Annotated in this window: 20 protein-coding genes; 9 read left to right on the forward strand and 11 right to left on the reverse strand. The window is 72.1% G+C overall.

The window, feature by feature from the left end; translation table 11 throughout:
• Positions 1-132: 132 nt before the first annotated feature.
• The gene (locus tag ACFWXC_RS04225; RefSeq protein WP_384472761.1) at positions 133-1584 is read right to left on the reverse strand and encodes a carboxylesterase/lipase family protein; all 1452 of its coding nucleotides are present in this window, start codon (positions 1582-1584) and stop codon (positions 133-135) included.
• Between the two features lie 112 nt (positions 1585-1696).
• On the opposite strand from ACFWXC_RS04225, the gene ACFWXC_RS04230 reads away from it, so the two are divergent.
• A complete protein-coding gene (locus tag ACFWXC_RS04230) occupies positions 1697-2674 on the forward strand; it encodes an Lrp/AsnC family transcriptional regulator (RefSeq protein ID WP_384472764.1) in 978 nt (325 codons plus the stop codon).
• Positions 2675-2686: 12 nt separating this feature from the next.
• Here the strand turns inward: ACFWXC_RS04230 and ACFWXC_RS04235 are convergent, their stop codons facing one another.
• Together ACFWXC_RS04235 and ACFWXC_RS04240 are read right to left on the reverse strand one after the other, a co-directional pair.
• On the reverse strand, positions 2687-3346 hold the full coding sequence (locus tag ACFWXC_RS04235; protein ID WP_384472766.1) for a DUF4360 domain-containing protein: 660 nt from the start codon (positions 3344-3346) through the stop codon (positions 2687-2689).
• Between the two features lie 218 nt (positions 3347-3564).
• A complete protein-coding gene (locus tag ACFWXC_RS04240) occupies positions 3565-4023 on the reverse strand; it encodes an Rrf2 family transcriptional regulator (protein ID WP_352218698.1) in 459 nt (152 codons plus the stop codon).
• 73 nt (positions 4024-4096) lie between these two features.
• Between ACFWXC_RS04240 and ACFWXC_RS04245 the strand changes: the two genes are divergently transcribed.
• Entirely contained in the window at positions 4097-7123 is a 3027-nt protein-coding gene (locus ACFWXC_RS04245; RefSeq protein WP_384472769.1) for a beta-galactosidase, read from the forward strand.
• A gap of 54 nt (positions 7124-7177) precedes the next feature.
• On the opposite strand, the gene ACFWXC_RS04250 is transcribed toward ACFWXC_RS04245, so the two are convergent.
• The 5 genes from ACFWXC_RS04250 to ACFWXC_RS04270 all read right to left on the reverse strand — a co-directional run bounded on the left by ACFWXC_RS04250 (position 7178) and on the right by ACFWXC_RS04270 (position 12910).
• The gene (locus ACFWXC_RS04250; RefSeq protein ID WP_384472772.1) at positions 7178-8689 is read right to left on the reverse strand and encodes an alpha-N-arabinofuranosidase; all 1512 of its coding nucleotides are present in this window, start codon (positions 8687-8689) and stop codon (positions 7178-7180) included.
• A 100-nt stretch (positions 8690-8789) separates the two neighbouring features.
• The gene (locus ACFWXC_RS04255; protein ID WP_384472774.1) at positions 8790-9761 is read right to left on the reverse strand and encodes an arabinan endo-1,5-alpha-L-arabinosidase; all 972 of its coding nucleotides are present in this window, start codon (positions 9759-9761) and stop codon (positions 8790-8792) included.
• A 10-nt stretch (positions 9762-9771) separates the two neighbouring features.
• Positions 9772-10623, reverse strand: a complete 852-nt coding sequence (locus tag ACFWXC_RS04260) for a carbohydrate ABC transporter permease (RefSeq protein WP_384472776.1) — start codon at positions 10621-10623, stop codon at positions 9772-9774.
• Positions 10620-11558, reverse strand: a complete 939-nt coding sequence (locus tag ACFWXC_RS04265) for a carbohydrate ABC transporter permease (RefSeq protein WP_384472779.1) — start codon at positions 11556-11558, stop codon at positions 10620-10622. The genes ACFWXC_RS04260 and ACFWXC_RS04265 overlap by 4 nt, the downstream gene beginning before the upstream one ends.
• Positions 11555-12910, reverse strand: coding sequence for an extracellular solute-binding protein (locus ACFWXC_RS04270; protein WP_384472782.1), 1356 nt, complete (start codon positions 12908-12910; stop codon positions 11555-11557). The genes ACFWXC_RS04265 and ACFWXC_RS04270 overlap by 4 nt, the downstream gene beginning before the upstream one ends.
• Before the next feature lie 257 nt (positions 12911-13167).
• On the opposite strand from ACFWXC_RS04270, the gene ACFWXC_RS04275 reads away from it, so the two are divergent.
• The 3 genes from ACFWXC_RS04275 to ACFWXC_RS04285 are packed head-to-tail and all read left to right on the forward strand — an operon-like array spanning position 13168 to position 16416.
• Positions 13168-13791: a toxin-antitoxin system, toxin component family protein gene (locus ACFWXC_RS04275; protein ID WP_384472785.1), complete on the forward strand. Its 624-nt coding sequence runs from the start codon at positions 13168-13170 to the stop codon at positions 13789-13791.
• A complete protein-coding gene (locus ACFWXC_RS04280; protein ID WP_384472788.1) occupies positions 13788-15020 on the forward strand; it encodes an MAB_1171c family putative transporter in 1233 nt (410 codons plus the stop codon). Before ACFWXC_RS04275 ends, ACFWXC_RS04280 begins: the two co-directional genes overlap by 4 nt.
• Positions 15013-16416, forward strand: coding sequence for an NAD(P)/FAD-dependent oxidoreductase (locus tag ACFWXC_RS04285; protein WP_384472791.1), 1404 nt, complete (start codon positions 15013-15015; stop codon positions 16414-16416). Before ACFWXC_RS04280 ends, ACFWXC_RS04285 begins: the two co-directional genes overlap by 8 nt.
• Here ACFWXC_RS04285 and ACFWXC_RS04290 read toward each other — a convergent pair whose 3' ends face one another.
• Together ACFWXC_RS04290 and ACFWXC_RS04295 are read right to left on the reverse strand one after the other, a co-directional pair.
• Positions 16417-17274, reverse strand: coding sequence for an SMP-30/gluconolactonase/LRE family protein (locus ACFWXC_RS04290; RefSeq protein WP_384472794.1), 858 nt, complete (start codon positions 17272-17274; stop codon positions 16417-16419).
• Positions 17271-18044, reverse strand: a complete 774-nt coding sequence (locus ACFWXC_RS04295) for an IclR family transcriptional regulator (RefSeq protein ID WP_384472797.1) — start codon at positions 18042-18044, stop codon at positions 17271-17273. Before ACFWXC_RS04295 ends, ACFWXC_RS04290 begins: the two co-directional genes overlap by 4 nt.
• A gap of 178 nt (positions 18045-18222) precedes the next feature.
• Here ACFWXC_RS04295 and ACFWXC_RS04300 point away from each other — a divergent pair, with 178 nt between their 5' ends.
• Positions 18223-18786 carry a hypothetical protein gene (locus ACFWXC_RS04300; RefSeq protein WP_384472800.1) on the forward strand — a complete coding sequence of 188 codons (564 nt, stop codon included), beginning with the start codon at positions 18223-18225 and terminating at the stop codon, positions 18784-18786.
• Here ACFWXC_RS04300 and ACFWXC_RS04305 read toward each other — a convergent pair.
• Positions 18767-19639, reverse strand: coding sequence for a RimK family alpha-L-glutamate ligase (locus ACFWXC_RS04305; RefSeq protein WP_384472802.1), 873 nt, complete (start codon positions 19637-19639; stop codon positions 18767-18769). The genes ACFWXC_RS04300 and ACFWXC_RS04305 overlap by 20 nt on opposite strands.
• A gap of 155 nt (positions 19640-19794) precedes the next feature.
• Between ACFWXC_RS04305 and ACFWXC_RS04310 the strand changes: the two genes are divergently transcribed.
• The 3 genes from ACFWXC_RS04310 to ACFWXC_RS04320 all read left to right on the forward strand — a co-directional run bounded on the left by ACFWXC_RS04310 (position 19795) and on the right by ACFWXC_RS04320 (position 23889).
• Positions 19795-20877, forward strand: a complete 1083-nt coding sequence (locus ACFWXC_RS04310; protein WP_384472805.1) for a MerR family transcriptional regulator — start codon at positions 19795-19797, stop codon at positions 20875-20877.
• 176 nt (positions 20878-21053) lie between these two features.
• The gene (locus ACFWXC_RS04315) at positions 21054-22535 is read left to right on the forward strand and encodes an acyl-CoA synthetase (protein WP_384472808.1); all 1482 of its coding nucleotides are present in this window, start codon (positions 21054-21056) and stop codon (positions 22533-22535) included.
• Entirely contained in the window at positions 22528-23889 is a 1362-nt protein-coding gene (locus ACFWXC_RS04320) for a carboxyl transferase domain-containing protein (RefSeq protein ID WP_384472811.1), read from the forward strand. The genes ACFWXC_RS04315 and ACFWXC_RS04320 overlap by 8 nt, the downstream gene beginning before the upstream one ends.
• The last annotated feature ends 1 nt before the right edge of the window (position 23890 follow it).

Here is a 23890-nt window from a genome sequence, read left to right on the forward strand (position 1 = left end):
GTCCTTTCGACGGGCCGCTCCGGCCCTCGCACTCCACCCTCGGGGACGGCGCCATGGGCGTCTTTCGCCCCGGCGCTCGGTCCTTTCGCCGGGACGCACAGCGCCGGGACGGGGCGGCTCTACGGGGTGTGCTCAGCCGAAGTGGCGGATGCGGGCCGGGGTCCCGGGTGCGTAGGGGAGCCAGTCGTGCACCGATCCGGTGCGGACGAACTCGGCGACCGCGGTGGCGAACTCGTGCCCCAGGGCGCGCTGGGCGTCTCCGACCCTGCCGAGCATCGGGCTGTCCGGGTAGGCGTCGAACGTGTTGAAGAGGAAGGGCAGTTCGGCGCAGTGGGCGGCGCCGAGGGAGTGCGGGTCCTCGGCCGGGCGGTAGTCGAAGCGGTAGACGTGGGTCGCGTTGCCGCCGGCCGCGTGGTGGTCGGCGATCTCCAGCGAGCCGTCCCGGAAGAGCGTGTCCGTGCCGATCGCGGTGAAGATCTGCGCGGGGGTGGCCTGCGGGAGCCGGGCGGCGTACGCGTCGTAGATCTCCCGGGCCCGGTCGCCGGCCTGGGCGGACAGGAGGTCCAGGACACCGGTGGGGGTCAGGTGCTGAACGGCCGGGTCGAAGGCGAAGAAGGACGTCGCCTCGTCGGCGGTGGTGCCGATGAGCAGCGGCTTGCCCTCCAGCACGCCGTCGGTGAGCGCCCGCTGCCAGGTGCGGGGCATGCCGGGGGCGCCGAGCACCGGGTACATCGGCGGGGCGGCGTTGCCGGGGCGGGCGAGCCCGGCCGCGAGCCGCCCGTAGGCGGACAGGAGCTGCTCGGCGGGCAGGGCGCGCAGGGCGTCCGCGTCGGCCGGGACGCCGAGCAGCCGCAGGTAGGCCTCGGCGTGCTCGGCCGCGGCCTCGGGGTCCTGCGGGGCCAGGCCGAAGGGGCCGCTCTGCAGGAGCACCCGGGTGACGAGGCCGGAGGTCTCCGGGTCGAGCGCCAGGAACAGGGCGGAGTAGGCGCCGGCCGACTGACCGCCGACCGTCACCTCGCGCGGGTCGCCGCCGAAGGAGGCGATGTTGTCCCGCACCCAGCGCAGCACGGCGGCCTGGTCCTGCGGGCCCAGGTTGGCGGCGCCGGTCTCCGGGAGGTACAGGTAACCCAGCGGTCCCACCCGGTAGTTGGCGGTGACGACCACGATGTCGCCGAGGGCGGCGAGGCGGCCGCCGTCGTACCAGTCCCAGCCGCCGGAGCCGCTCGTGAAGCCGCCGCCGTGCCACCAGACCAGGACCGGGCGGGGCGTGCCGTCCGCCAGGGCCCGGCGCGGGGCGAAGACGTTGACGGTGAGGCTGCCGTCCTCGTCCCAGTCCGGCGCCCGGTGTCCCATCACCTGCTCCAGGCGGGACGGGCCCTGCGGAACGGACGGCCCGGCCTGCACCGCCTCCCGCACCCCCGTCCAGCCCGGGTGCGGCCGCGGCGCGGCGAACCGCAGCCCGCCGACCGGCGACGCGGCGTACGGGATGCCCCGGAAGGAGACCGCCCCGACCGCCCCGCCTTCCGCGATCCCCTGGACCCTGCCCCGCTCCGTGGCCACGACCGGGTTCTCGACGTCCGCCATGGTGCTCACCTCTCTCGGTTCGGCTGCGATGTCTCCGATCCTCACCGGGAGCGTGGAAATGAGCCAGAAAGTGGGGTTCCCATCAAGAATGCAGGCCATATGATCCATGGATATGGAGAAAGCACGCCATTATCTGGACGAGACCGACAGCCGGATCGCCGCCGCGATGATGGCCTCCCCGCGCGCCTCGTGGCGGACCGTCGGCCGGGTCCTCGGCGTCTCCGAGCGGACCGTGGTCCGGCGGGCGGCGCCGCTCTACCACGACGGCACCCTGCGGGCGACGGCCGTCCGCAACCCCGTGTGCTTCCCCGACCTGATCCCGCTGACCCTGCGCATCCGGTGCAGGCCCAACCGGATCGGCGCCATCGCCGCCACCCTGGCCCGCCGCCCCGACACGATCTGGGTGGACGTCCTCGGCGGCGGCGACGAGATCTGCACCATCCTGTTCCTGGACGGCCCGGACGCCCGCAACAACCTGCTGCTGCGCGACCTTCCGGCCACCGCGGCCGTCCAGTCGTGGACCTCGCACGCGCTGCTGCGGGTCTTCCCGGCCGGCTTCGACTGGAGCGGCGGCCTGCTCTCCGCGGAGGAGCTGGCCAGTCTGCGCCCGGACCTGCCTGCGGCCTACGGCAGGACCCCGCTCCAGCCCGTCGACCACCAGCTGATCGCCGGACTGGTCGAGGACGGACGGGCCTCCTACACGGAGCTCGCCCGGCGCACCGGCATCTCCGCGCTGACCGCCCGCCGGCACCTGGAGGCGCTGGCGGGCGGCATGGCCGTACGGCTCGCCACCGAGGTCGATCTCGCCCGGCTGGGCATCCGTACCGAGGCGTTGTTGTGGATGACGGTGGCCCCCGGCGGCCTGGAGGAGACCGGCCGGCGGCTCAGCCGCCATCCACAGGTGCGGTTCGCCTCGGCGACCACCGGGTCGGCCAACCTGCTGGTGGCGGTCGCCGCGGCCGACCTGGACGCGCTCTACGTCTTCCTGAGCGAGACCGTCGGCGCCCTCGAACACGTCACGACGACCGAGGTCACGCCCATCCTGACGGGGGTCAAGCGGACCGGACTGGTCCGCCCGGGGAGCCTGTGAGCGCGACGCGGGCTACTGGGCGGGGCACTCCTTCCAGGCCAGGTGGTAGACGGTGCTGATCTCGCCGTCGGTGGAGTCCATGGTCATGAAGCTGACCTTGCCGGGGTTCGCGCTGCCGGCGGTCACCCGCAGCTCCGTGTTGATGTTGAAGTTGCGCTGCACCCCGCAGGGCGCCCAGACCAGCTGGGCCCAGTCGGTGGTGTCGGTGGCCTGCCAGTTGTCGTCGTAGGGGCCCCGGAAGGGGTGGTTCGCGGAGGCCGTGTTGGACGAGCCCTGGAAGTAGTACGAGGCGCGCTGGGTACCGGTGGCGCCCTGCTGGAGGGAGGCGAAGCCGCGGTAGTCGGCGCTGGCGATGGCGTAGGTGAAACCGCCCGGCACATGAACGACCAGGTTGAGCTGGCAGTTGCGCCGGAAGGCGGTGGGGTCGGAGTTGCCGCCGGCCTGGGCGAGGTACTCGCTGTAGGTGACGGTGAAGGCCTCGTTGTCCTCGGAGACGGCGACGGCGGTGGTGCCCTGCGGACAGCCGGAGCCGTTCACCGTGGCGACGTTGATCACGATCTTGTCCGGCGGCGGGTCGTCGAAGACGGGCGACGACGAGGCGTTGGCCTGAGCGGGCAACCCGGCGGTGAGCAGCGCGGTGAGCGCTCCGCCGAGCAGGAGTCCATGCCTCATGGGTTTCATGGTTTCTCCGGTTCGGTGATCGGGTGGGGGGTGACAGCCTCGGTCCACACGACCCACACGGCTCCTGTGGTTTACCTTTGAAGAACCTGTGGGTTTCCTGTGAAGAACGGGGCGGTCGCATCGTAGGAACCCCCGCACCGACCGGTCAGGGCGAACTCCGGCCATTCACAACGGCGGATTTCACAGCCCCGTCGACGCTCGCCTCACCCCTACGGGTTCTCCCATGCCGCCGGTTCCGCGGCCAGGGCCCGGACCGGCTCCGGCAGGGCGTCCGCCGCGATGTCCGCCACGGTGACTCCTTCGAGGATCCGGCGGACGTTCGCGCGCAGGGCGATCCACAGGGGCAGCAGGGGCTGGGCGGTGCCGGTGTAGGCCAGACCCGTCGGGCGTTCGCCGCGTACCGAGACGATCGGGCCGTCCACCGCCCGGATGAGGTCCGCCACGGTGATCGCGGACGCGTCCCGCGCCAGCCGGTAGCCGCCGCCCCCGCCACGCCGGCTGTCCACGATCCCGGCGCGCCGGAGGTCACCCAGAATTCCCTCCAGGAATTTGTGCGGGATGTCCTGGGCTCCGGCGATCTCCTCGGCCTTCACCGGGCCGTCGTCCTGCCGTACGGCGAGCTCCAGTACCGCCCGTACCGCGTAATCCGCTCGTGCCGAGATCCTCATGCGTCCATTGTGGGGCGTCCTCCCATGGACAATGGGCCCACCCGCGCCCCGTAAGATCGCCCGGGAGGATCCCTTGGCGCTCAGCAGACGTACCTTCAGTGCCCTCGCCGGCTCGACCGCGCTCGGCTTCGCCCTGGGCGGCAGCGGCGGCCCCGGGGCGCCCGCGGCCTACGCGGCGCGCACCGTGCCGACCGGCCCGGCCCCCGCGCCGCCGAGCGCCGACGGACGGCGACACGCCATCGGCCACGACCACCACTCCCTGGTCGTCGACGGCCGGCGGCTGGTGGTGTGGTCCGGTGAACTGCATCCCTTCCGGCTCCCGAGCCCGTCCCTGTGGCGGGACGTGCTGGAGAAGATGCGGGCGCACGGCTACAACACCGTCAGCATCTACGTGGCGTGGAACTACCACTCCCCCGCGCCCGGCAAGTACGACTTCACCGGCGTCCGCGACCTGGACCTGTTCCTGCGCACGGCCGCCGAGACCGGGCTGTACGTCATCCTGCGCCCCGGCCCCTACATCAACGCCGAGGTCGACGCCGGCGGCTTCCCCGGCTGGCTCACCGCCACGCAGGGCTCGGCCCGCACCACCGACCCGACCTACCTCGGGCACGTCGACGCGTGGCTGACGGCCGTCAACCGCATCGTGCGCCGCCACCAGCACACGGACGGCGGCGGAACCGTCCTGCTCTACCAGATCGAGAACGAGTACGACGGCCACGTCGCCGACCCGGCCGGCCCCGCCTACATGTCCCACCTCTACAAGAAGGTGCGGGCGGACGGCATCGACGTCCCCCTCTTCCACAACGACAAGGGCCGCAACGGCTACTGGATCCCCGGCTCCTTCGACACCGGCGGCGAGACCGGGAAGTGGCTGTACGGCTTCGACGGCTACCCCGCCCCCACCCAGACCCCGCCGGACTGGGGCGACTTCGGGATCGGCGGCCTGAAGGGCGGCGCGACCGCCAGCCCTCGTACGCCCGGGTTCGTGCCGGAGTTCGGGGGCGGCTGGTTCGACCCGTGGGGCGGGGTCGAGTTCGGCGGCAAGGGGTACGCCGAGTCCCGGCGCACCCGGGACGCGGCCTACGAACGCCGCTTCTACCTCACCAACCTCGCCAACGGCATCACCCTGCACAACGTCTACATGACCTACGGCGGCACGAACTGGGGCTGGCTGCCGGCGCCGGTCGTCTACACGTCGTACGACTACGGGGCGGTCATCGACGAGGCCCGCAACGTCACCCCGAAGATCGCCCCGATGCACCAGCTCGGCCACCTCCTGCAACGCGTGCCGGACTTCGCCAAGCTGGAGCGCGCGGCGGACGTCCACGCGGACGGGCTGAAGACGTACCACCTCACCAACCCGGACACCCAGGCGCACGTGTACGTGCTGCGCAACGACGGGGCCACCGAGGTGACGTCCACCCTGAAGACCCGCAAGCGGGACGGGGGCGACGAGATCGAGGTCACCGTCCCGGCCAAGGACGCCCGGCTCATCACCACCGGGCTCTCCCTCGGCAAGCGGAAGCTGCGGTACGCCACCGCCCAGCCGATGGCCGTGTTCACCGCCGGCCGGCAGGACATCGCCCTGTTCACCGGCCGGTACGGCGAGATGGCGCACCTGGTCCTCGAGTGCCCGGCCGAGCCCTTCGTCCAGCGCCTGGACGAAGAGGCGGCCTGGGTCTACGACCAGGGCGTCCTGCACGTCACCGCGCCGCTCGGCCAGGGCGGGCTCACCCGGGTCCTGGTCCAGCGCGGCGAGAGCGACACCCCGCTGCTCCTGCTCTTCGCCGACGACGCGACCTCGCTCCGGCTGTTCCCGTACGACACCCCGTCCGGCACCCTGCTGGTCTACGGCCCGGCGCTGCTGCGGCACGCCAAACTCAGCGGGTCGACCGTGCAGCTCACCGGGGACACGGTCGGGGCGAGTGGCGTGGAGGTGTGGGGGCCGCGCGGGATCACCTCGGTCACCTGGAACGGGCGGCCGGTACAAACCCGGGTGAGCCTCTCGGAGAGCCTGGTCGCCACGTCGGACCTGGCGGGGGCGCCGAAGCCGGCGCTGCCCGTCCTGGCCGGCTGGCGCCGGAAGGCCGAGAACCCCGAGTCCGCGGCAGCCTTCGACGACGCGTCGTGGGTGGTCGCGGACAAGAAGACGTCGTTCAGTACGACGCCCGTCCCGGACGGTCAGCCGGTGCTGTTCGCCGACGACTACGGCTTCCACTACGGGGACGTCTGGTACCGAGGCCGGGTGGACGGCGACTTCGCGGACCTGGAGTCCCTCTCCCTCGCCTACAGCACGGGCACCCAGGGCATGCTGATGGCCTGGCTGGACGGGAAGCCGCTCGGTTCGCACCGGATGCCGGTGCCGGACACGAAGACGGTCCGGCAGGGCAGTTGGGCGGCCACGGCCGAGTTCTCCGTCGCCGGGCTGCAGAAGGAGTGGAAGAAGGAGTCCGAGCAGGCGTCGGAGAAGGAACGGCGCGAGCAGCGGCGGCATGTGCTGTCCGTGCTGGTGCGGCGGATGCAGCACGACATGGACGGCCGCTCCCTGGACACCCACAAGGTGGCCCGCGGCCTCACCGCCGTGACCTTCAAGGGGGCTGCCCCGAAGGTGAGCTGGCGGATCCAGGGCGAGACCGCGCCCGATCCGGTGCGGGGACCGCAGAACAACGGCGGCCTCTACGGGGAGCGGGAGGGCTGGCATCTGCCCGGGTTCGCGGACGGCGGCTGGGAGCCGGCCGAACTTCCGCGCACGGACAAGGGGATGGGCGTCACCTGGTACCGCACGGGCTTCAAACTGGCCGTGCCGGACGGGGTCGACGCGTCGGTGGGGCTGGTCCTCGAGGACGATCCGGCGCGGGCCTATCGGGTGCAGATCTTTCTGAACGGGTGGAACCTCGGGCAGTACATCAACGATGTGGGGCCGCAGCACACGTTCGTGCTGCCGAACGGGATCCTGCGGACCCGGGGGTCCAACACGTTGGCCTTGGCCGTGCTTTCGGATGGGACGGGCGAGTTCGGGCCGGGGGTCGTGCGGCTGGAGTTGCTGGGGAGTGCGGCCGGAGGAGTACCGGTTGTGGGGGTGGACTCCCCCGGCCGTTGAGTGCGGGTTGTGGGGGGTTGCTCGCGCAGTTCCCCGCGCCCCTAAAGGGGCGCTTTACGCCAGGCGGATCACATTCCAGGACAGGGGTTCCAGAGCGGCGGTGAGGATGCCGTCTTTCAAGGTTGTGCCGTCGGCCTGGTGAGGGGCTACCCGGTTCGGCTCCTCCAGTGTGTTGCGGGCGTCGGGGTCCTCGTCCGACAGGACGCTGTGTTCGGTCACCGCCGTCAGGTCCAGGCCGCTCAGGGCGATCTCCAGGGGCAGGGTTTCCGTCCGGCTGCGGTTGACGGCGAAGACCGTGACCGTGCCGTCGTCGGCCCTGACCGCCGTCGCGTGCAGCAGGCTCGTCTCGCCGTACTTCTTCGTCTCGTACGTCGGTGAGTCCACGCGCACGTCCAGCACCTGGCCCCGGCCGTGCCGCGACGCCTGGGCGAAGGGGAAGAACGTCGTCTGACGCCAGGCGGGGCCGCCGGGCTCGGTCATGATCGGGGCGATGACGTTGACCAGCTGGGCCAGGCAGGCCACGGTGACGCGGTCGGCGTGCCGGAGCAGCGCGATGAGGAGGGAGCCGAAGACGACGGCGTCCGTGACGCTGTAGTTGTCCTCCAGGAGGCGGGGGGCCTCGGGCCAGTCCCGCGCGTCGGAGTTCTCGATCGCATGCCACTTCGAGGTGTACCAGACGTTCCACTCGTCGAAGGAGAGGTTGATCTTCTTCTTGGACTTCAGCCTGGCGCCCACGTGGTCACAGGTGGCGACCACGTTCTCGATGAAGGACTCCATGTCGACGGCGGAGGCCAGGAAGGAGTCGACGTCGCCGTCCTGGGGCTCGTAGTAGGCGTGCAGGGAGATGTAGTCGACCAGGTCGTACGTCTCCGCGAGGACCGTCGCCTCCCACTCGGCGAAGGTCGGCATGGACTGGCTGGAGGAACCGCAGGCGACCAGTTCCACGGACGGGTCCATCTGGCGCATGGCGCGGGCGGTCTCGGCGGCGATGCGGCCGTACTCCCCGGCGGTCTTGTGGCCGGTCTGCCAGGGGCCGTCCATCTCGTTGCCCAGACACCAGACCTTGATGCCGAAGGGGTCCTTGTCGCCGTGGGCGGCGCGGAGGTCCGACAGGGCGGTTCCGGAGGGCTGGTTGGCGTACTCCTGGAGTTCCAGGGCCTCCGCCACGCCCCGTGTGCCGAGGTTGATCGCCATCATGGGCTCGGCCTGCGGGCCGACCTTCTTCAGGAAGGCGATGTACTCGCTGAGCCCGAAGCGGTTGGTCTCCGTCGACCGCCAGGCGAGGTCGAGGCGGCGGGGGCGTTCCTCCACCGGGCCGACCGAGTCCTCCCACTTGTAGCCGGAGACGAAGTTGCCGCCGGGGTAGCGGAGGGTGGTGACGCCGAGTTCGCGGACGAGGTCGAGGACGTCGGTGCGGAGGCCTTCGGCGTCGGCCGTGGGGTGGGTCGGTTCGAAGATGCCGGTGTAGACGCAGCGGCCGAGGTGTTCGACGAACGAGCCGAAGAGGCGGGGGTTTACGGGGCCGATCGTGAAGGCGGGGTCGAGGGTGAAGCGGGCGGTGCGCAATGTTCGCCTTTCGGGGTGGGTTGTTCTCGATCGTGGGCGGGTGCGGGTGGTTCGTGGTTGCTCGCGCAGTTCCCCGCGCCCCTGAAGGGGCGCGCTGCCCCTAGGCGAGTTCCGGCCAGCCGTTCTTGTTATAACCCAGCCTGTTCAGCCCCAGCTTCGGCGTGCCGTTGTCGTCCGCGTCGTAGTAGTGGTAGGCCAGCCAGGTCTTGCCATGGGTGCTGAACGTCGACTCGCCGCCCGGGCCGATGTAGCGGCCGTGGCCCGCCAGGAGGAGGTCGCCACCGCCCTCCAGCAGCGGCTTGCCCGTGCTGTCCGCGTACGGGCCCGTCACCGACGTCGAGCGGCCGACCCTGATTTTGTAGGTCGAGTTCACGCCCGCGCAGCAGGCGTCGTAGGACGCGAAGAGGTAGTAGTAGCGGCCGTGGTGGAGGATCGACGCGCCTTCGACGGCGTAGGGGGCGTCGGGGCGGGTGGCCAGGTGGGCGACCGGGGTTCCGGGGACCGCCTTGCCCGTCTCCGGGTTCAGCTCCACCATGCGGATGCCCGTCCAGTACGAGCCGAACGCCATCCACAGCTTGCCGTCGGCCCGGACGATCGCCGGGTCGATGGCGTTCCAGGAGTCCGTCGTCTCCGACGAGAACGCCTTGCCCTGGTCGGTCCAGGTGCCCGGGAGGCCGGACGGGGAGGTGGCCACGCCGATCGCGGAGTGGTTGGTGCCCCAGGAGGAGACGGCGTAGTAGAGCCAGTAGCGGCCGTCGCGGTAGGAGAGGTCGGGGGCCCACGGGTCGGCGGTGGAGTTGTAGTCGTACCACCAGCTCGGCGGTGTGGTGAAGGCGTTGCCCGCGTCGGTCCAGTCGCGGAGGTTCGTGGAGAGGCGGGCGCCGATGATGCCGCCGGTGGAGTAGGCGACGTACCGGCCGTCGCCGAGTTGGAGGACCGTCGGGTCGTGGATGATCTGCTGGCCGGTCAGGGGCAGCGGGTCGGGGTAGGTGACGTCGGCGGAGGCGGTGGTGGGAAGGAGGGCGACAGCGGTCGCCGCGAGCAGGGCGGCGAGTCTGGGGAAGCGCTTCAACTCGGGCTCCTCATTGGCCGGCCAGACCCGTGTGGGCGACGCCCGCCACGATCTGGCGCTGGAAGAAGACGAAGACGACGATCAGCGGCAGGCCCGCCATGAGGCCGCCGGCCATGAGCTGGGCCCACTGGATGCCGTAGGAGTTCATGACGGTCGCGATGCCGTTCGGCATGGTCATCAGGTCGGGGTTGTTGGTCACCATGTAGGGCCACAGGAAGTTGTTCCACGAGGCGATGAAGGTGAAGATGCCGACCGCGGCGAGGGAGGGCCGGGAGAGCGGGAGGACGATCGTGAAGAAGACCCGCCAGCGGCCCGCGCCGTCGATGAAGGCCGCCTCCTCCAGCTCGCGCGGAACGCCCTGGAAGAACTTGTAGAGGATGTAGACCATGGCGGCGGGGGCGCACTGGGGAAGGATCATGCCCCAGTAGGTGTCGACCATGCCCATCTGCTGGACGGTGGTGAAGAGGGGAACACCGAGGACCGCCGGGGAGACCATCAGGCCGGACATGACCAGGGCCAGCAGCGGGCCCTTGCCGCGGAACTCGGTGCGGGCGAAACCGTATCCGGCGAGCGCGCTCACCAGCAGGACGACGGACGTCACACAGACCGAGACGACCAGGGAGTTCACGAACCAGTCGGTGATGTTGCCGGTGCCGAAGAGGGCCCGCCACGCCTGGCCCGTCCAGTGCTCGGGCAGCCAGTGCGGCGGCACCTCGACGGCCTCGGTCTCCGACTTGAGGGAGGTGAACAGCCCCCAGGCGAGCGGGGCGAGGAAGACGGCGGAGACCGCCGTGCCGAGCAGGGTGAGGACGATCTGGCTGGGAGTCCAGGTGGACTTGCGGCGCTGTACGGCCGTGGTCATCGGGTGGCCTCCTCGGTGCGGTTGCGCAGCAGCCACATCCTCGCGAGGGCGACGGCGGCGATGATCACGAAGAAGATGACGGAGATCGCGGAGGCGTAGCCCACGCGGTAGCTGGTGAAGCCCTCTTCGAGGGTGTACTGCACGAACGTGCGGGTGGAGTTCTCCGGTCCGGGGCCGAAGTCCATCATGACCACGGCCTGGTCGAAGACCTGGAGCGAGGCGAGGATCTGCAGGGCGACGACCAGGCCGGTGATGTTGCGCAGCATGGGGAGCGTGATGTGGACCGCGCGGTGCCAGGCGTTGGCGCCGTCCAGCTTCGCGGCCTCGTAGAGGTGGGCGGGGATGGACTGGAGCGCGGCGAGGTAGAGCAGGAAGCTGAAGCCGGCCGTCCACCACAGGGTCTCGATGACGATGGCGAGCATCGCGTACGACTTGTCGGTGAGCCAGGGTGTGTCGATGCCGAACACATGGTTGATCATTCCCGTGCCGGGGTTGAACAGCCACTGCCAGAGGTTGCCGGCGACGGTGGAGGGGAGCAGGAAGGGCACGAAGAAGCACAGCCGCCACAGCCATTTCCCGCGTTCGATGTGGTGGGCGAGCATCGCGAGGAGGAAGGCGAGGACCGTGATGCAGGGCACGACCAGCAGCGTGAAGTACGCGCTGTGGCCGAGGGCGTCCCACATCAGCGGGTCCTTGAGGGCCTCGCGGTAGTTGTCGAGGCCGACGAAGCTCTCGCCCGCGCCGGTGATGTTGGCGTCCGTGAGGCTGAGGTAGATGCCGCGCAGCAGCGGCCAGATCACGAAGAGGGCGAAGAGGAGGAGGAAGGGCGCCACGAACCAGCCGCCGTGCTGGAAGCCCTGCCTGCGGCGGAGGGTGGCGCTGTGGGCGGCGGTCCTGGCGCGGACCGGGGCGAGAACGGTCTCGGCGGTCGTCATGCGGCCGTACCTCCCTGCGCGGCGGTCCTGCCGTCCATGGGGTTCTTCATCGCGAGCAGCTTGGCGAGCTCGCTCTTCATCCGGCCGGCCGCCGCGTCGGGCTTGGCGGAGCCGAGCGTCGAGGAGACGACGATCGGGCCGACGCGCTGGGCGAGGATGCCGGTGGAGCCCGCGAACCACACCTTGGGCTCGTTGGCCTGGTGGTCCATGGCCGACACGTACTCGTTCTGCGGGTACAGCTTCTGGTACGCGGGTGTGGACAGGGTCGGCGTGTACGCGGGGATGTGGCCGCCGGCCGCCCACTGCCGGGCGTGGGTGACCACGTAGGCGGCGAGTCGGTGGGCCGCCTCGTCGGTGGCGCCGCCGCGGTCGGACTGGTGCGGCAGGACGAAGGAGTGCGACTCGGCGTGGGTGGCCTGCCTGCCGAAGACGGGCGGCAGCGGGATCGCGCCGTAGTCGAGCTTCGCCGCGTCGTAGACGGGCACCGACCAGTTGCCCTCCCAGGCGAACGGGGCGCCGTTGATGAACTGTTCGGCGCCGACGGACCCCATGGCCGGGTCGGCGTATCCGTCGGTGACGTGCCGGCGCAGGAACTCCAGGACCTGGGTGGCCTTGTCGGTGTCGAAGGTGACCTCGGTGTCGGCGTCGTCGAACCAGGTGCCGCCGAGCTGGGTGTAGAAGGCGACGAAGAACCACCACTGGAAGTTCTGGTCGTTGATCCACAGGCCGACGGTCTGCAGGCCCTTCCTGGTGGCCTTCTTGGCCTCCTTGAGCACGCCGAACCAGTCGTCGGTGGAGGTGATGGGCACGATCCGGTCGTCGGCGCCGAGCAGGCCCGCCTTCTTCAGCACGTCCTTGCGGTAGAAGCAGAGCTGGACGTGGACGTCGAGCGGAAGGGCGTAGAGCTTGCCGTCGATGAGGCCGCGCTGCCACAGCTTGGGGTTGTAGTCCTGTTCCCGCAGGCCGTACTCGGCGAGCAGGCCGACGTCCCAGGCGTCCAGGAGGCGGCCCGGTGCGAAGCCGGCGACCCGGCCGATGTGCATGACGCCGAGGTCCGGTGCGCGGTTGCCGGCGGCCGCCATGGCGAGCTTGGTGTAGAAGGGGTTGCCCCACTGGAGGGTGGAGTCCTTCACCGCGATGTCCGGGTGCGCCGCGCGGAAGGCGTCCAGCATCGCGATCATGTTGTAGCCGTCGCCGCCGGAGAAGAGGTTCCAGTAGCGCACCCGGGTGCGCGCGCTCGATGCCAGTGCGTCGGCGCCGGTGCCGAGGGCGGCGAAGCCGAAACTCGCGGCCGCCGCCAGCCCTCCTGCCGCGCCCAGTAGTTGCCTGCGACCGAGGCCAGGTCGTCCCATTGCCTGCCCTTACCTTCGAGGAACTTGCTCGGTATAGCTCGTTCGGGATATCGAATTGCGCTCGTAACTTCGAACGGGACCGTAAAATCGAAGCGCTTGCGCGTCAATGGGTCCGGCGGGACATTCCTGCGGCCGAAGGTCGTTGCCGGGTGAACCACCGGTACCGGAAGGCATGACGCGGACACATCCGGACGCGTAATCTCGGACGGGCCGACGCAGCGCGGTGACCGCCGTCGGGGCGGTACGAAGGGGGAGCGATGGACTTGGCCGGCGCGCGGCACCGGTGGGCCCGGATCGACGCCAGGCTGCGGCACCCCCGGCCGAACACGGCGGCACGGCGCTCCCGGCCGACCGCGCAGATGCGCCGGCTCGCCGCCGATCTCACCGCCGCCGTCCGCGCCAGACCACAGACACCCGCCGACGTACGGGAGTTGTGCCGGGCGCTGTGCGCGGAGATGAGTCTCAGACGCGAGGGCCGGCCGGTCGAGCTGCGTTTCGAACGGATCCCCGACGAGATCGAGGTCACCGGACTGTGGGTGGAGTTCCGGGACTTCGACCTGGTGATCGTCGAGGAGCGGGCCGAGGCCGTACAGCAACTGGTCATCCTGGGCCATGAGTTGTGGCACATGCACGCGCGTCACACGCATCATCACGCGGCCGCGGCGAACGCCCTCGCCGGGCGGCCGGGCTGGGACTCCGTCGCCCTGACCGTGGCCGCCCGCAACGGCTCCCGGGAGGCCGACGAGGCCGAGGCCGACGACTTCGGGCACCGGCTCGCGGCCGCGCTCCGGTCCTTCCTGCCCGGACGGGGCGGCGAGGCTCCGCCCGATCCGGTCCAGCGGTCCCTCGGCTACCGCAGGCGTGACGGCGGCGCGCGGTGACGTCCTCCCGACTGGCCGAGAGCCCGGCCGCGTTCTTCGCCGGGCTGTACATCTCCTTCTGGCTGCCGGGCCTCGTGCTGACCGCGGCCCTGGTGATCAAGCTGCCCAGCATCCTCAAACTGTGGCGGGACCCGCTGCTGCGTGCCGTCGGCGGCCTGCTGCTGTTCGCCTGCGCGGTGTTCGCCTTCGCCGCTCCGGGCACCATCGCCTGGACGAACCGGGTCACCGGCGTACCGAACATCGCGGCACCCCTGGTGTACTCCCTGATCACCGCGCTGTCCGCGTCCTGGCTGCTGCTGGTCGTGCACTGGCGCAACGGCCACACCGACCGCCGGGAGCAGACACGGCGCGCGACCCGCCGGGTGGTCTGCGTCTACGCGGCCGTGGTCGTCGCCCTGTGGGTGCTGTTCGCGCTCGCCGACGTGCCCGTGGAACAGGTCCGGAACCTGGACACCTACTACGCGAGTACGCCGTTCATGCGCGAGGAGATCCTGCTCTACCTCCTCGCGCACACCGTGGCCTGCACGATCACGACCCGGCTCGTGTGGAACTGGATCCGCACCGAGGGCCTCGACGCCTGGCTGCGCTGGGGGCTCAGGTTCCTGGGCATCGGCTACGCGACGAACCTGCTCTTCAGCGCGGCCAAGCTGACGGCCGTGGTGGCCCGCTGGACCGGCCACGACCTGGACTGGCTGAACGCCAACGTCGCACCGTCGGCCGCCTGCATCGCCGCCACGTTCGTCGCGATCGGCTTCATCGTCCCGCACGCCGGCCAGTACTTCCACGACCTCTGGCTGGTGCGCCGCCAGCACCGCGGGCTGAAGCCGCTCGCCCGGCTGATGCGGACCGTCGCGGGCGGCCGCGAACCGCTCGACCTGCGCGCCACCGCCGAGATGCGCCTGATCCGCCGCGAAACATACATCCGCGACACGCTCCTGCAGCTGTCCCGGTTCCTCGACGAGAACCTGCGCGGCCGGGCCTACGACACCGCTCTCGCCCTCGGCCACGAACCCGGCCGGGCACAGTCCCTCGCCGCCGCCGTGACGATCCTGGAGGCCGTCGAGAGCGGACGGCACGCCCCGGACGACGGCGGCACGGGCGAGACCGACACCTCGTATCTGCTCCAGGAGATCCAGGCCATTTCCGAGGTCCTGCGCCACCCCGACGAGATCACGGCGGTACGCACCCGCGCGACCGTCCCGGCAGAGAGCATGTCCACGCATGAGTGAACGTCCCTCCCCCGCCAGAACCGCCGTCGTCCTGGGGGGATCCCACACCGGCATGCTCGCGGCCCGGGCCCTGGCCGGCCTCGCCGACCGGGTCGTCGTCGTGGAACGCGACGAGTTGCCCGAGACGCCCGGGCCCCGCAAGGGACTTCCGCAGGCCCGGCACCCCCACATGCTCTGGTCGGGCGGCGTACGGGCGATGGAGGAACTGCTGCCGGGCATCGGCGCGGCACTCCTGGACGCCGGGGCGCGCCGGGCCCCGGTCACCACGGACATGGTCGTCCTCTCGGCGCACGGCTGGTTCCGGCGCTGGCCCGAGTCCCACCACGTGCTCCTGGCCGGGCGGGACCTGCTGGACGCGACGGTCCGGGCGCGGGTCCTGGCGGACGGGCACGTCGAGGTGGCCGGGGGCACGGAGGTGCTCGGGCTCACGGGCGGCGCGGAAGCGGTCACCGGGGTCCGGGTACGGGACCGCGACGGGCGGGAGCGGACCGTCGAGGCGGACCTGGTCGTCGACGCCACCGGCCGGGGCTCCGGAGCCCCCCGCTGGCTCGCGGCTCTCGGGCTGCCCGCGCCGGAGCGCCGCGAGGTCGACACCGGTGTCGCCTACGCCAGCCGGCTCTACCTCGCACCCGAGCAGGCCCGCGGCGGCTTCCCGGTGGTCAACGTCCAGCCGGACCCCCGGGACGGCGGTCCCGGCCGGGCGGGCTTCCTGCTGCCCATCGAGAACGGCCGCTGGATCGTCACCCTCAACGGCACCCGCGGGGGCGAACCGACCTCCTCCGCCGACGACTTCATCCCGTTCGCCCGCGAGCGGCTGCGGCACCCGCTCATCGGCGACCTGCTCGCGCGGGCCGAGCCGCTGTCCGACGTCGCCTTCACCCGCGCCACCGTCAACCGCCGGTACTTCTACGAACGGATGCCGGCCTGGCCCGACAACTTCACGGTCCTCGGCGATGCCCTGGCCGCGTACAACCCCGTCTACGGCCACGGACTGGCCGTGGGCGCGCAGAGCGCACTGCTGCTACGGGAGCTGACGCGGCGTCACGGCTTCGGCGCGCCCGGCCTGGCCCGTCGCGTGCAGAAGGCGGTCGCCCGGCCGGTCGGGGCGGCCTGGGACCTCGCCGTCGGACAGGACGTGTTCTATCCGGGGGCGACGGAGAACGGTCCGACGACCCGGGACCGGGTCGTGGCCGCGTACGTGTCCCGACTCATGTACACGGCCACGGGGAACGGGCGCATCGCCCGCCGGGTGACGGACGTGACCTCGCTGGAGCGGCGGGCGGAGGTGCTGCTGACGCCGTCCGTCCTGCTGGCGGCGCTGGCGGGGCCGTTGAAGCCTTCGCTGACCGGACCGCCGCTGACCGCGGAGGAGTTGAAGAGGGCCGGCTTGCAGTAGTCAGCCGGCGAACGGCGGTTGCTCCACACCCTTCCCCGCGCCGGGCACCACCAGCAGGGAACCCGCCGTCGGATGCGGCCGGTCCAGTCCCACCCGTGCCGTCGTGACGTACAGGTCGGTCAGGTCGGCACCCCCGAACGCACAGGCCGTCGTGAGCGACGCCGGCAGGCTGATCACCCGGTCCAGCTCGCCGTCAGGCGTGTAGCGGCGCACCGCTCCCCCGCCCCACAGCGCCACCCACACACAGCCGTCCGCGTCGACCGTCAGCCCGTCGGGGAACCCGGCACCCTCCTCGATGGTCACCAACGGGCGCCGGTTGGCGGGGAGTTCGCCGTCGTAGTCGAAGACGTCCACCCGGCGGGTCGGCGTGTCGACGTAGTACACGCGGCTGCCGTCCGGGCTCCAGCCCGTCCCGTTGCTGACGGTGACATCGGGCAGCAGGGTCGTGACCGAGCCGTCACCGGTCACCCGGGACAGCGTGCCGCCGCCCACCGTCTCGTCGTAGCGCATCGTGCCCGCCCACAGGGAGCCGTCCGGCGCCACCGCCGCGTCGTTGGCGCGGCGGCCGGGGACCGGCTCGCGGTGCAGCCAGCGGAACGTGTCGTCGGGGTCGAGGAGTCCGACGCCGTCGCGGAGGTTGAGGACCAGGCCGCCGTTCGCGCGCGGCTTGACCGCGCCGATGTGCTGCTCGGCGGTGCGGATCGTACGGCGGCCGGTGACCGGATCGTACGTGTGGATCCGCGCGCCCAGGACGTCGATCCAGATGAGGCGGCCGGTCGCCGGGTCCCACGTCGGGCCCTCGCCGAGCGTCGCCTGGGCCGCCACCGCGACCTCGTACGCCGTGTGTGCCGTCGTCATGCCACGCTCCTGTGGCCGAGGCGCTCGGAGAGTTCGGCGGCGCCCTTGGCGGCGAGCTGCTCCAGCTCGATGCGGCGCTCGTCGCTCCAGCGGATCATCGGGACGGAGATGGACATCGCCGCGACGACCTGGCCGGTGCGGTCGCGGACCGGCGCGGCGACGCAGGAGACGTCCGGATTGGACTCCCGGCTCTCCACGGCGATGCCACGCTCCCGGATCCCGGTGAGGGCCTCGCGCAGCGCGTCCGGGTCGGTGATGCTGTTCGGGGTCATCGCGACGAGGTCGGCGTCGTCCGGGATGCGCGCGGACAGCTCCTGCTCCGACAGCGAGGCCAGCAGCATCTTGCCGACCGAGGTGCAGTGGGCGGGGAGGCGGCGGCCGGCGGCGGAGACCATGCGGACCGCGTGCGTGGAGTCGACCTTGGCGATGTAGATGACGTCGGTGCCTTCGAGGATCGCCACATGGACGGTCTCGTCACAGGTCTCGGCGACGGACCGGGCGACCTGCTGGCCCTCGGCGGCGAGGTCGAGCTGCTCGGCGTACCGGCTGCCGAGCTGGTACGGACGGACGCCGAGCCGGTATCGTCCGGGCTGTCCGGGTACGGGCACGATGTACGACCGGGCGGAGAGCGTGGTCACCAGCTCGTGCACGGTGGTGCGCGGCAGCTGGAGTCTGCGCACTATGTCGGGGGCGGAGAGAGTCCCGTCCCCGTCGAGGAAGAGCTCAAGAATGTCGAGAGCCCGGGTCACGGCAGGCACAAGGCGTCCCACGTCCGGCCCCCTCCCTTGGGTCTAAGCGCCGGATATCGTCAAAGCTAACGGAAACGTTCGAGATATCAACAGGCGATCGGCATGACGAACACAGGCTAGCCACCGAGGATTGCCCGGGCAATGGCCGGGAACCAGCCGGACACCGCCGCATGCACCCCTTGCGCACCGCCCATGCACCATGGGTGCCATGCAACTGGACTTCCAGCTGGTGCTGCTGCGCCGTATGGCCGACCACAACCCGGACCTGGTCGAGGACGCCCGGCGTGAACTGGGCGCGTCGATGGCGGACATGCGCGAGGCCAACAAGCGTTGGCAGGCGATGGCCCGCTCGCCCCGGTCCCGCTCGGCGGCCGCCCGCTACCGCTCGGTCCTCGGCCCGCCCGACTCCGAGACCAAACGCACCGTCGGCGACCTGGAGTGCACGGCCTGGCAGTGGCCGCTCCCCCTGTGGCCCACCCTCCGCTTCGAGGTCCTGGCCGGCCCCGGGGGCGCGGTCTGGAACGAATGGCTGGTCCGCGCCCCCGGCGCCCCCGCCCCGAAGCTGGAGACCCTCGACGACCTCGCCCCCTGGTCCTGCACGGTCGACGAGGCCGCCCGCGCCTTCGCCCCCGCCCGCCCCCTGGAGGGCACGGCCCCGACCCGCTGGGGCCTCACCTTCAAGGTCCCGGACGGCCGTCAGGTGGTCGCGGAGTTCACCTGGGGCCTGCTCCAGCGCACCGCGGTCATCGACGAGCCGCGCTGAGGATCGCCTCCGCCACCGCGTCCACCGACCCGGGGTGCAGGAACAGGAAGAGGTTCGGCTCGACCAGCTCCAGCTCCATCACCCGCGGCTGCCCGTCCGCCCCGTCGACCAGGTCCACCCGGGCGCACAACAGCTCGGGCGCCTCCGGTACGGCGGCCAACGCGCGCCGCGCGACCGCGAGTTCGGCCGGGGTCGGGTCCCACCGCGCCAGGTCCGGGTGGGCGACCTTGTCCGCGTCGTACGCCGTGCCCGGGGTGAGGACGGCCCGCTTGCGGCTGGCGTGCAGCAGCCGCCCGCCGAAGAACTGCAGCGCCCGCTCGCCGCTGACGTCGATCCCGGCGACGTACGGCTGGACCATCGCGGTCAGCCCCTCACCGTGCATCCGGGCGAGGTGCCGTACGGCCGTCCCGTGCTCGCCGGGCGTGTAGCGAGCGGCGAACCGGGCACCGGCGCCGAAGGTGGGCTTGACGACGAAGTCGTGGTCGGACGGCAGCTCGGCCGGGTCGCCCGGGGCGAGATACCGGGTCGGCACGACGGGCACACCGGCCGCCGCGAGATCACCGAGATACCGCTTGTCGCTGTTCCAGCGGACCACCGCGGGCGGATTCGCGATCCGGGTCGCCTTCCCCACCCGCTCCACCCACGGCAGGAACTCCTCCGTGCGCCAGCTGTAGTCCCAGGTGGAGCGGATGACGACCAGATCGAAGGCGCCCCACTCCACATCGGGGTCGTCCCAGGCACGGGCGACGGCGTCCGCCCCCGCGGCGGCCAGCGCACGCACCAGCACCGGCAGATCCTGGTCCTTGCTCGGCTCCGCGCCGGGATCGTAGGTGGCGAGGGCTATTCGGGGCACAGCGAGCACTCCCTTGTCCTGGTGACGACCGGTGTTCCGGCCCGTCGCAGGCTAACCACTTCCGCCTGCCGTACCGCAACCGGCCGCTCTGTTGACCTTCACCTTCGGTGAAGCCCCAGCATCGGTGGCAGACGTCGAGGAACACGGGGTACGGCATGAAGTGGCTGACCATCGGCGCGTTCGCGAAGGCCTGCCGGCTGTCGCCGAAGGCACTGCGGCTGTACGACGAGCTGGATCTGCTGCGGCCCGCCCGGGTCGACCCGGACACCGGCTACCGGTACTACGCCGTCGAGCAGCTCGAACGCGCCCGGCTGGTGGCCTGGCTGCGGCGGCTGGGGATGCCGTTGGCGCGGATCCGCGAGGTGTGCGGGTTGCCTGCCGGCCGGGCCGCTCAGGAGATCCGGGCGTACTGGGCCCGGGCCGAGGCGGAGACCGCCGTACGACGGGACCTGGCCGCGTTCCTCGTCGACCACCTGTCCGGAGAGTCGAGAAGGGAAACGACCACGATGCTGGAGTTGCGTTATGCCGCCCACTCGGACCGGGGGCTGGTCCGGCCGGCCAACCAGGACACCGTGTACGCGGGGCGCCGGCTGCTGGCCGTCGCCGACGGATGCGGGGCGGGCGGGGCACGGGCCAGCGCCGCCGCCGTGCAGGCGCTGAAGTTCCTGGAGGACGCGGAGCTTCCGGCCGGGAACGTGCTGAACCTCCTGGAGGACGCGGTGCGCTCGGCGGACGAGGCCGTGCGGGGCGTGGCGCAGGACAGCGCGGATGCCGGTACGACACTCACCGCGCTGCTGTGGACCGGGTCCCGGCTGGCCCTGGTGCACATCGGGGACTCGCGGGCGTATCTGCTGCGGGACGGGGAGCTGTTCCGGATCACGCACGACCACAGTGTGGTGCAGTCGCTGATCGACGAGGGGCGGCTGACCCCGGCGGAGGCCGACAGCCATCCGCAGCGGATGCTGCTGGCCAGGGCGCTGTCGGGAGGTGAGCCGGCCACGCCGGATCTGAAGCTGCACGAGGCCCGGGGCGGCGACCGGTACCTGCTGTGCTCGGACGGACTGACCAGGGTGGTCCCCGACGAACGGATCCGGGAGTTGATGGGCGGCGGGCGCGAGGTGGGGGACGTGGTGCGGGGGCTGGTCGACGAGGCGAACTCGGTGGGCGGTCCTGACAACGTGAGCGCGGTCGTCGCCGACGTGACGTCTCCGACCGGCCCGCCCGTCCCGGTCGGCTAGCGCGCGAGGCAGAGCTCTCCCGGCCCGGCCCCGGACCTGAGCAGGGTCGTCGCCACCCTCGGTGCACGCCGGCTGTGATCAAGGCCGGTGGCCGGAGTGCGGGTGGGGCGGGCCCGGAGGGCGGTGGCTGGTGTAGGAAGGGGCTGTCGAGGTTCCGACCGGTGAGGAGTCGTCGCGTGTCCCTTCTGTTTCCGGCCCTGGTGGACGGTCCGGGCGAGCACAGCGAGACGGGGCTCCCCCCGGACGAAGTCCGGAGGAGGGTCGCCCTGCGGTTCGGCGCCCGGTCGCTGACCTACGGGCAGCTCGCCGCCGCCGCGGGCGCCCTCGCCGGCCGCGTCCGGGACGCCGGCCGGGTCGCCGTGTGGGCGACCCCGGAACTGGAGACGGCCGTCGCCGTCGTCGGCACCCTGCTGGCCGGCAAAGCCGCCGTACCGCTCAACCCCAGGTCGGGCGAGAAGGAACTCGCGCACATCCTCACCGACAGCGCGCCGACCACGGTGCTGGCCGCCCCGGGGGCCGAACTCCCGGCAGCCGTCGCCGGCCTGCCGCGTATCGACGTCGACGTGCGGGCCGCCGGACCGGTCCCCGAGGACCGCACCACCGAGGCCGACCCCGCCCTCGTCGTCTACACCTCCGGCACCACAGGGCCGCCCAAGGGCGCCGTCATCCCGCGCCGGGCGCTCGCCGCCACCCTGGACGCGCTCGCCGACGCCTGGCAGTGGACCGGGGACGACGTGCTGGTGCACGGGCTGCCGCTGTTCCATGTGCACGGGCTGGTGCTGGGGATCCTCGGACCGCTGCGGCGCGGCGGCAGCGTGCGGCACCTCGGGCGGTTCGACACCGACGGCGTGACCCGCGAGCTGACCGACGGCGCGACCATGCTGTTCGGCGTCCCCACCATGTACCACCGCATCGCCGAGGCGCTGCCCGCCGACCCCGCGCTGGCGAAGGCCCTCGGCCGGGCCCGGCTGCTGGTCTCCGGGTCGGCCGCGCTGCCCGTCCACGACCACGAGCGGATCGCGGCCGCGACCGGACGGCGGGTCATCGAGCGGTACGGCATGACGGAGACCCTGATGAACACGAGTGTGCGCGCGGACGGGGAGGCCCGGGCGGGGACCGTCGGGGTGCCGCTGCCGGGTGTGGAGCTGCGGCTGGTGGAGGAGGACGGGACGGCGCTCGCCGCGTTCGACGGGGAGACCGTCGGGGAGATCCAGGTGCGCGGCGCGAACCTGTTCACCGAGTACCTCAACCGGCCCGACGCCACCGCCGCCGCCTTCACCGCCGACGGCTGGTTCCGCACCGGCGACATGGCCGTACGCGAGCCGGACGGCTATGTGCGGATCGTCGGCCGGAAGGCCACCGACCTGATCAAGAGCGGCGGTTACAAGATCGGGGCCGGTGAGATCGAGAACGCGCTCCTGGAGTATCCGGGGGTGCGGGAGGCCGCCGTCACCGGGGAGCCGGACGCTGACCTGGGCGAGCGGATCGTCGCCTGGATCGTCCCGGCGGATCCGCAGTCCCCGCCCGGGGAACGGGAGTTGGCGGACCACGTCGCCGGCCGGCTCGCCCCGCACAAGCGCCCGCGTGTCGTCCGCTACCTGGACGCGCTGCCCCGCAACGACATGGGGAAGATCATGAAGCGGTCCCTGGGTGTCTGAGAACCGGCCGCTCCGGCTCTCCGCCCGGCAGTTCCTCGGCCTCGTCGCCGACCCCGGCACCTTCGCCGAACTCCCGCACCCGGCACGGGAGTCCCGGCCCGACGGGCCCCTCGGCTGGCAGGGGTACGACGCCTCGCGCGCCCGTGCCGCCGAGCGCACCGGCGAGGAGGAGTCCGTCGTCGTCGGCACCGCGCGCGTCGAGGGCACGGCGGCCGTGCTGATCGTGTTCGAGTTCGGGTTCCTCGGCGGCTCGCTGGGCGAGCGGACCGGGGACCGGCTGGAGGCAGCGTACGCGCATGCCCGCGGGCACCGGCTCCCGGTCGTCCCGCTGGTCGCCACCGGCGGCAGCCGGATGCAGGAGGGCATGCTCGCGCTGTCCCAACTCCAGCGGGTGGCACGGCAGTCGGCGCTCACCCGGGAGGCCGGGCTGCCGCAGATCGCGGTCCTGCGCGATCCGACGACCGGCGGCGGCTGGGCCACCCTGGGCGCCGGTGCCGATGTGATCCTGGCGCTGCCCGGGGCGCAGGTGGGCTTCGCGGGCTCCCGGGTCCGCCCGCCGGACGCGGACCCGGCGGCGTACACCGCGTACGCGCAGCTCGCGGCGGGGTCGGCGGACGCCGTGGTGCCGCTGGACGAGCTGAAGGCGGCGCTCGGGCTGTGGCTGCGGCTGCTCACGAACCCGGCCACGGCCCCCGCCGACCCGCCGGACGCCCTGGGTGACACCGGCCTGCCCGGCACCGGATGGCAGGCCGTCCAGCGGGCCCGGTCTCCGCGGCGGCCGCGTGCCCAGACCTACTTGGACGCCTGGTTCGGGGACCGCCGGGCCGCCCTCGTCGGCGACCGGTGCGGCGGCGCGGATCCGGGCGGGATGCTGTGCGGGTTCGGCGAGCGGGACGGCCGTACCGTCGCCTTCGCCGCGCAGACCGGCACGGCGACCCGGCCCGCCGGATACCGGACCGCGACCCGCCTGATACGGCTCGCCGACCGGCTCGGGATCCCCGTGCTGACCCTCGTCGACACCCCGGGCGCCGCCAACGACGCCGAGGCGGAACGGCAGGGCGTGGGCGCGGCGATCGCGGAGCTGTTCGGCGCGGTGGCTTCGGCCCGTACGCCGATCACCACCCTGGTCATCGGCGAGGGCGGCTCGGGCGGCGCGCTGGCGCTGGCCGCACCCGGCAACACCTGGGCCACGCCCGACAGTTACTTCTCGGTCATCGCCCCGGAGCCGGCCGCGGCGATCCTCAAGCGGCCCCCGGAGGAGGTCGAGGCCACCGCCGGCCAGCTGCGGATCCGGCCGCAGGACCTGGTGGAGCTGGGGGTGATCCGCGGCATCGCCGGTCACCCCCGGCCCTGAG

This window comes from Streptomyces sp. NPDC058683 (genome assembly GCF_042716195.1).
Lineage (GTDB): Bacteria > Actinomycetota > Actinomycetes > Streptomycetales > Streptomycetaceae > Streptomyces.

Bases quoted from the DNA above. Each gene is read 5' to 3' on its own strand.
- ACFWXC_RS04225 (WP_384472761.1), bottom strand. From the start codon at position 1,584: ATGGCGGACGTCGAGAACCCGGTCGTGGCCACGGAGCGGGGCAGGGTC.
- ACFWXC_RS04230 (WP_384472764.1), top strand. From the start codon at position 1,697: ATGGAGAAAGCACGCCATTATCTGGACGAGACCGACAGCCGGATCGCC.
- ACFWXC_RS04235 (WP_384472766.1), bottom strand. From the start codon at position 3,346: ATGAGGCATGGACTCCTGCTCGGCGGAGCGCTCACCGCGCTGCTCACC.
- ACFWXC_RS04240 (WP_352218698.1), bottom strand. From the start codon at position 4,023: ATGAGGATCTCGGCACGAGCGGATTACGCGGTACGGGCGGTACTGGAG.
- ACFWXC_RS04260 (WP_384472776.1), bottom strand. From the start codon at position 10,623: ATGACCACGGCCGTACAGCGCCGCAAGTCCACCTGGACTCCCAGCCAG.
- ACFWXC_RS04265 (WP_384472779.1), bottom strand. From the start codon at position 11,558: ATGACGACCGCCGAGACCGTTCTCGCCCCGGTCCGCGCCAGGACCGCC.
- ACFWXC_RS04270 (WP_384472782.1), bottom strand. From the start codon at position 12,910: ATGGGACGACCTGGCCTCGGTCGCAGGCAACTACTGGGCGCGGCAGGA.
- ACFWXC_RS04275 (WP_384472785.1), top strand. From the start codon at position 13,168: ATGGACTTGGCCGGCGCGCGGCACCGGTGGGCCCGGATCGACGCCAGG.
- ACFWXC_RS04285 (WP_384472791.1), top strand. From the start codon at position 15,013: ATGAGTGAACGTCCCTCCCCCGCCAGAACCGCCGTCGTCCTGGGGGGA.
- ACFWXC_RS04290 (WP_384472794.1), bottom strand. From the start codon at position 17,274: ATGACGACGGCACACACGGCGTACGAGGTCGCGGTGGCGGCCCAGGCG.
- ACFWXC_RS04300 (WP_384472800.1), top strand. From the start codon at position 18,223: ATGGGTGCCATGCAACTGGACTTCCAGCTGGTGCTGCTGCGCCGTATG.
- ACFWXC_RS04310 (WP_384472805.1), top strand. From the start codon at position 19,795: ATGAAGTGGCTGACCATCGGCGCGTTCGCGAAGGCCTGCCGGCTGTCG.